Source organism: Rhodovulum sp. PH10 (genome assembly GCF_000293785.1).
Lineage (GTDB): Bacteria > Pseudomonadota > Alphaproteobacteria > Rhizobiales > Xanthobacteraceae > Rhodoplanes.
This window is the reverse complement of the sequence record NZ_AKZI01000235.1, coordinates 1-1,252: the sequence shown is the minus strand read 5'-3', so window position 1 is coordinate 1,252 and position 1,252 is coordinate 1. Positions and strand designations below refer to the sequence as shown.

The following is a 1,252-nucleotide window of genomic DNA, read 5'->3' as shown; positions in this document are numbered from 1 at the left end:
TCGCCCAGCAGGCCCGCTCGGCGACCGCCCCGGCGACCACCTACGACGCGCTCAACGTCACCGGCTCGCTGCCGACCGAGACGATCGCCACCACCACCGCCGGCGGCGCCAACGATCTGTCGCCGAAGTCGATCGGCCTGAGCTTCACCAACGACGCCGAGTCGATCGGCACGGTGACCGGCACCGCCGACCTCACCTCGGGCCCCGGCGGCGCGGGTGCGGCCGGCACGGTGCAGATCCGTGTCACCTCGGGCGGCGTCGACAAGACCTTCGACGTCACCCTGGCCGGCACGGAAGCCGACTTCAACGCCACCAAGGCGGTGTTCGACGCCACCACCTCCGGCACGCCGGGCGACACGCTCGACAATTACGTCACCGTGGCGAACGACGGCTCGGGTCATCTGGAGCTGACGGCGACCAGCGCCGACGTCGACTTCTCGATCAGCGCCTCCGGCTCGGGCTCGACCGCCGCCACCCTGACCGCGGTCGGCCTCACCGCCGGCGCCCACAACTCGACCAGCCTGCTCGACAACATCGAAGCGCAGGGTGGCACCGGCGGCACCTCGACCCTGGTGCTCGACGTCACCGGGCAGGACGCCAAGACGGTGACCTTCGGCAATGCCGGCGGCCAGGTGTCGACGGTCGCCGAGTTGAACACGTGGTTGACCGGCAACCGCGGCGCCGCCACCGCCTCGATCTCCGGCACCACCTTCTCGCTCAGCCTCGGTGCCGGCTCCGGCAACGCGATCGGGCTCTCGGCGACCGATGTCGGCGTCACCGCCGCCCTCGGCCTCGATGCCGCGGCCGCCAACTACAACTTCGGCACCGGCGCGCGCGGCGGCATGGGCTCGACGCTCTCGAAGAGCTTCAACAGCGACCTGACGCTCGGCGAGATCGACACCACGCTGGCCAACGGCGGCAACATCTCGATCACGGTCGACGCGAACGACGGCAACGGTGGACAGACCCAGACGGTCGGCCTCGCCGGCACCGACAATCTCGACGACGTGGTCACCAAGCTGAAGGCCAACGCGACGATCGGCGCCAATCTCGACATCTCGAACGTCGCCGGCAAGCTGAAGATCGACGCCAAGTCCGCCGACGTCGACTTCAACATCGCCTCCGGCAGCGCCACCACCGCCCTCAACCTGACGGCCGGGCAGTACAACTCGACCAGCCTGCTCGACCAGATCACCTCCGGCTCGACCGGCGGTGCCGAGGGCGACACGCTGACGATCGCCGCCAATGGCGG

1 protein-coding gene is annotated in these 1,252 nt (G+C 70.0%); it reads left to right on the top strand.

The features are described from left to right. On the top strand, window positions 1–1,252 hold a 1,252-nt coding region (locus A33M_RS21780; protein ID WP_040622661.1), incomplete at both ends, for a beta strand repeat-containing protein.